A 5,269-nucleotide genomic window follows, 5' to 3' on the forward strand; every position below is an offset into this window, starting at 1 on the left:
ACCTCACCGGCCACGACTCCGCGATCTCGGCACTGGACGCCGAGCGGATGCTGGGCGACAGCGTCGCCGTCTACCTCTCCGACGGGGTGAGCCGCGACGGCATCGCCTCGACGATCGTCGATGCGACGTCTCTCGTGCCGCGCGGCGCCGAGCCCGTGACCGGTGGCGTGCGCATCCTCCGATCCGGCGCCGTCAGCCGCGAGCGGTTGGCCGAGGTCCTCGGCGATCTGCTCGAGCCCGAGGTGAACCCGGCGAAAGCAAACGGGGATTCGTGAAGCAGTACCTCTTCACGATCATCCTCACCGCCGCGATCACCTTCGCGCTGACCTGGGCGGTCTGGCGACTGAGCCTGCGGTTCAAGCTCTACCCGGGCATCCGCGAACGCGACGTGCACACCACTCCGACGCCCCGCCTCGGCGGCGTCGCGATCTTCCTCGGGATCGCCGCCGCGATCGGCGTCTCGGCGGCGAATCCCTTCTTCGCGAACATGTGGATGCCGCCGCAGACCATGTGGTCGATCCTCGCGGCCTCGCTCCTCATCGCGATCGTCGGCGTGGTCGACGATCTCTGGGATCTCGACTGGATGATCAAGCTCGGCGCGCAGTTCCTCGCGGCCGGGATCATCACGGTGGGAGGCGGGCTGCAGATCCTGTCGCTGCCGTTCGGCGACCTCATCGTGTTCTCCAGCTGGCTGAGCATCACGATCACGATGTTCGCGATCGTGATCGTCATGAACGCCGTCAACTTCATCGACGGACTCGACGGCCTGGTCGCCGGTGTCTGCCTGATCGCGAACGGCGTCTTCTTCGCCTACTCCTACATCCTCACCCGTGACACGGGGGCCTCGAGCTACTTCAACCTCGCCTCGTTCCTGGCCGCGGTGCTGATCGGCGCGTGCCTCGGATTCCTCCCGCTGAACTGGAGCCCCGCGAAGCTGTTCATGGGGGACTCGGGTGCGTTGGTCCTGGGCCTGCTGATGGCCACGTCCGCGATCGCCGTGACGGGTCAGCTCGAGCCGTCCGCACTCGACCCCGAACGTCTCGGCCGCTCGCAGCTGCTCGGTGCGTTCATCCCGATCCTGCTCCCGCTGCTGGTCGTCCTCCTGCCGCTCCTCGACTTCGGCCTCGCAGTACTCCGTCGCATGAACGCCGGCAAGTCCCCCTTCTCGCCCGACCGCAAGCACCTGCATCACCGCATGCTCGACCTCGGTCACCGCGACCGTGACGCCGTGCTGATCTTCTACGCCTGGACGGCGGTCATCTCGCTGGCCGTCCTCCTGATGTACGTCGGCGCCCGCGAGGACTGGCCGGGCCAGTACATCCCCGGTGTCGTCTTCGGCGTCGTGGGCATCGCCGCCTGCCTCGTCATCACCCTCAATCCTCTGCGCCGACGGAAGACCGTGGCGTCTGCTGAGCCCGACCCGACACCCGTGGAGTCCCCGTGAGCCCGAGCCCCGTTTCCAGCAATCCCATCCTGCGCAGGACCCTGCTCTGGTCCGCCTTCTCGATGGTCGTCCTCGCGATCGTGGCCGGCGGCATCGGCTTCCTCGTCGGAGGGGGAGAGGGTCTCGTGAGCGGCCTGCTCGGCGTCGTGCTCGCCATGCTGTTCCTCGGCATCACGGCCCTCAGCATCCTGATCGCCAACCGCTGGTTCGGCGACCCGCTCTATGTGCAGCTGTTCTTCGCGATCGTGCTGGGCGGATGGCTGCTGAAGCTCGGCCTCTTCGTCGTGATCATGATCGTGCTGAGCGGTCAGCCGTGGGTCGAGCCGATGGTGTTCTTCCTGTCGATCGTCACGGGCGTCGTGGCGACCCTCGTGATCGATGTCATCGTCATCACCAAGATGCGACTGCCGAACGTCAGCGACGCATCGCTCCCCTCGGAGGCGCCGACCGATCACGCCCCCGGTGTGCAGCTGCCGACCGTCGTGCCCGAGGATCGTGCCCCGGGACGGCACCACATCGTCCCCGAGCCCGGCGACCAGGAAGGCCCGGCCGAAGAGGCCCCGCGGTCTTAGGGCACCCTCTTATTCTGATAGTGTTGAGACGTGCCCGCCGCTCGCCCGCGAGCGCTTGCGCTTGAAGCACACCGACCATCGTCGCCCCGGTTCTGACCGGTGCCCCGAAGCTGGAGCCCGCGCTGTTCAATCTTGCTGCGACCCTGATGCCCAAACTCGCCTCTGACGGCGAGTTCCACGGACCTTCGATCGACGAGTTCTTCCCGGAGATCCTCTTCAACGCGTTCGGGGTCATTCCCGTCCACCGGATCCACCTGGTGCAGTTCCTCGCCGTCGTCGTGGTGGTCCTGCTGCTGGTTCTCGGAACCCGTCGCATGAAGATCGTCCCCGGACGCTTCCAGAGCGTCGTCGAGATGGGTCTGGACTTCGTCCGCACCAACATCGCGCACGACCTTCTCGGACGCAAGGACGGCAACCGATTCCTGCCGATCCTCACCACGATCTTCTTCATGGTGCTGTTCATGAACATCACGGGCATCATCCCGTTCCTGAACATCGCCGGCACGAGCATCGCCGCCGTGCCGCTGACGCTCGCCCTCGTGAGCTACGTCACCTTCATCTACGCGGGTGTCAAGAAGAGCCCGGTCGGGTTCTTCAAGAACGCTCTCTTCCCGGCCGGCGTGCCCTGGCCGGTCTACATCATCGTGACGCCGATCGAGTTCCTCTCGACCTTCATCATCCGGCCGGTCACGCTGATGCTCCGACTCCTGATGAACATGGTCGTCGGCCACATGCTCCTGGTGCTGTGCTTCGCGGCCACCCAGTTCTTCTTCTTCACCGCAGGTGGCGGCTGGGCCGCTCTCGGTGTCGGAACCCTCGCCTTCGGCGGCGCCTTCACTCTCTTCGAGATTCTGGTCGCCGTCCTCCAGGCATACGTCTTCACCGTCCTCACCGCGGTCTACATCCAGCTCGCGGTCGCAGAAGAGCACTGAGCGGGTCGGCAACTGCCGTCCCACCCAACGAAAGGAAAAACCCGTGGACGCTACTACGGTTCTCGCAGACATCAACGGTCACCTCGCATCGGTCGGCTACGGCCTCGCAGCGATCGGTCCGGCAATCGGCGTGGGTATCGTCGTCGGCAAGACCATCGAGGGTGTCGCCCGTCAGCCCGAGCTGGCCGGCCGCCTCCAGGTCCTCATGTGGATCGGTATCGCCTTCACCGAGGCGCTTGCATTCGTCGGCATCGCCGTCGGATTCATCCCCTTCCCGTAATCTCTACCGACTTCTGAAGGAGACAGGATGCTGAACGCTCTTGTCACGAACCTCGCAGCAGCAGAGGGCGAAACGCCCAACCCGCTGATCCCTGCGTGGTACGACATCATCTGGTCGGGTCTGTGGTTCATCGTCATCCTCATCGTCGTGTGGAAGGTCGCCCTTCCGAAGTTCACCGCGATGCTCGACAAGCGGTCCGCCGCCATCGAGGGCAACATCGCCAAGGCAGACGAGGCCCAGAAGCAGGCTGAAGCCGCTCTCGAGGAGTACACCCGGCAGCTCGCCGAGGCGCGCACCGAGGCCGGCGAGATCCGTGAGGCCGCCCGTGAGGACGGCAAGAAGATCGTCGCCGAGGCCAAGGACGCCGCGTCGAGCGAGGCCGCTCGCATCACGGCCACCGCGCACACGCAGATCGAGGCCGAGCGTCAGACCGCTCTCGTCTCGCTGCGCAGCGAGGTGGGCTCGCTCGCCATCGACCTCGCCGGTGGCGTGGTCGGCGAGACGCTCTCCGACGATGCACGTGCGACCGCGGTCGTCGACCGCTTCCTCGCCGACCTCGAAGCATCCGAGAAGGCGGCTCAGTAATGGGCAGCGCGACCACTCAGGCACTCGCGGCATCCACTCAGGCGCTTGCCGCAGCGAAGGACGTCACTCTCGACACGGCACGGGAGCTGTTCGCAGCCGCGCGTGCCGTGGCGGAGTCGTCTCATTTGAGCGGCGCGCTCGCCGACCCCCCGGCTCCGGCCGTGGCGCGACAGAACGTCGTCGCAGCGGTGTTCGGCGGCTTCTCTCAGGACGCGCAGAGCGTGCTGAAGACCGTCGTCGCCGAGCGCTGGTCGTCGGCTTCCGAGCTGGTCGACGGCATCGAGGAGCTCGCCATCAGGGCTGCAGCGATCGCCGACCCGAAGGCTGACATCGGGGGAGAGCTGTTCGGCTTCACCCGGGTGATCGCCGCGAACGCGGAACTCGAGCTCGCGCTCGGGAGCCGCCTCGGGGGAGAAGACGCCAAGGGTGCACTCGTCGACCGGCTTCTCGCAGGGGGCGTCAGCGACGCGACTGCGGTGATCGTCTCTTCGCTGGTCCGCCAGCCTCGCGACCGCCGCGTGCGGCAGATGCTCAACCGGGCAACGCGCGTCGTCGCAGATCAGGGCGACCGCGTGGTCGCCACGGTACACAGCGCGAAGCCGCTCACCGACGCACAGCGCACCCGTCTCAGCGACGCACTCTCGCGACGCTACGACGGCAAGATCTCGCTCAACGAGGTCTCAGACCCCGCCGTCGTCGGAGGCCTGCGCGTGCAGATCGCCGATGACGTCATCGACGGCAGCATCTCCGCCCGTCTCGCCGATCTTCGCCAGAAGCTCGCCGGCTAACACGACTTCGCGCGGGGAACCGCGCACCCAGATACAAAGGGAAGACAATGGCAGAACTATCGATCAGCCCCGACGTCATCCGTGACGCGCTGAAGGACTTCGCCGCAGCATACGAGCCCACTGGGGCCGCGGCGACTGAGGTCGGCACCGTCATCGACGCGGCAGACGGCATCGCGCACGTCGAGGGACTTCCCGGCGTGATGGCTAATGAGCTCGTCACCTTCGCGGACGGCACCAAGGGACTCGCGCTCAACCTCGACGAGCACCAGATCGGTGTCGTCGTGCTCGGCGAGTTCACCGGCGTCGAGGCCGGTCAGGAAGTCACCCGTACGGGTGAGGTCCTCTCCGTTCCCGTCGGCGACGGATACCTCGGCCGCGTGGTCGACCCGCTGGGCAACCCGATCGACGGCCTCGGTTCCATCGCCACCGAGGGCGTGCGTGAGCTCGAGCTCCAGGCTCCCGGCGTCATGCAGCGCAAGTCGGTGCACGAGCCGATGCAGACCGGCATCAAGGCCATCGACGCGATGATCCCCGTCGGCCGCGGACAGCGTCAGTTGATTATCGGCGACCGCCAGACCGGTAAGACGGCCATCGCGATCGACACGATCATCAACCAGAAGGACAACTGGGAGGCGGGCGACGTCAACAACCAGGTCCGTTGCATCTAC

The 5,269-nt window shown here is 66.4% G+C and carries 6 protein-coding genes and 2 pseudogenes; all 8 read left to right on the forward strand.

Translation table 11 applies throughout. The features are described from left to right. Positions 1-275 (forward strand): annotated as a pseudogene (locus tag J7E68_RS13330) (threonylcarbamoyl-AMP synthase); the annotation flags it as partial. Beyond that, the gene (locus J7E68_RS13335) at positions 272-1,444 is read left to right on the forward strand and encodes an MraY family glycosyltransferase (protein WP_215173343.1); all 1,173 of its coding nucleotides are present in this window, start codon (positions 272-274) and stop codon (positions 1,442-1,444) included. The pseudogene J7E68_RS13330 and the gene J7E68_RS13335, both read left to right, overlap by 4 nt. Further along, entirely contained in the window at positions 1,441-2,016 is a 576-nt protein-coding gene (locus tag J7E68_RS13340) for a hypothetical protein (protein ID WP_311416909.1), read from the forward strand. Before J7E68_RS13335 ends, J7E68_RS13340 begins: the two co-directional genes overlap by 4 nt. A 146-nt stretch (positions 2,017-2,162) precedes the next feature. Next, positions 2,163-2,948, forward strand: coding sequence for a F0F1 ATP synthase subunit A (gene atpB / locus J7E68_RS13345; protein WP_215173345.1), 786 nt, complete (start codon positions 2,163-2,165; stop codon positions 2,946-2,948). A 43-nt stretch (positions 2,949-2,991) separates the two neighbouring features. Beyond that, positions 2,992-3,228: an ATP synthase F0 subunit C gene (atpE, locus tag J7E68_RS13350; protein ID WP_042541851.1), complete on the forward strand. Its 237-nt coding sequence runs from the start codon at positions 2,992-2,994 to the stop codon at positions 3,226-3,228. A 27-nt stretch (positions 3,229-3,255) separates the two neighbouring features. Further along, positions 3,256-3,813 carry a F0F1 ATP synthase subunit B gene (locus J7E68_RS13355; protein ID WP_215173346.1) on the forward strand — a complete coding sequence of 186 codons (558 nt, stop codon included), beginning with the start codon at positions 3,256-3,258 and terminating at the stop codon, positions 3,811-3,813. Further along, positions 3,813-4,601 (forward strand): F0F1 ATP synthase subunit delta, encoded by a 789-nt coding sequence (locus tag J7E68_RS13360; RefSeq protein WP_215173347.1) that lies wholly within the window; start codon positions 3,813-3,815, stop codon positions 4,599-4,601. Before J7E68_RS13355 ends, J7E68_RS13360 begins: the two co-directional genes overlap by 1 nt. Before the next feature lie 47 nt (positions 4,602-4,648). Then, positions 4,649-5,269 (forward strand): annotated as a pseudogene (locus J7E68_RS13365) (F0F1 ATP synthase subunit alpha); the annotation flags it as partial.

It is taken from the genome of Microbacterium sp. ISL-103 (assembly GCF_018613995.1).
GTDB lineage: Bacteria > Actinomycetota > Actinomycetes > Actinomycetales > Microbacteriaceae > Microbacterium.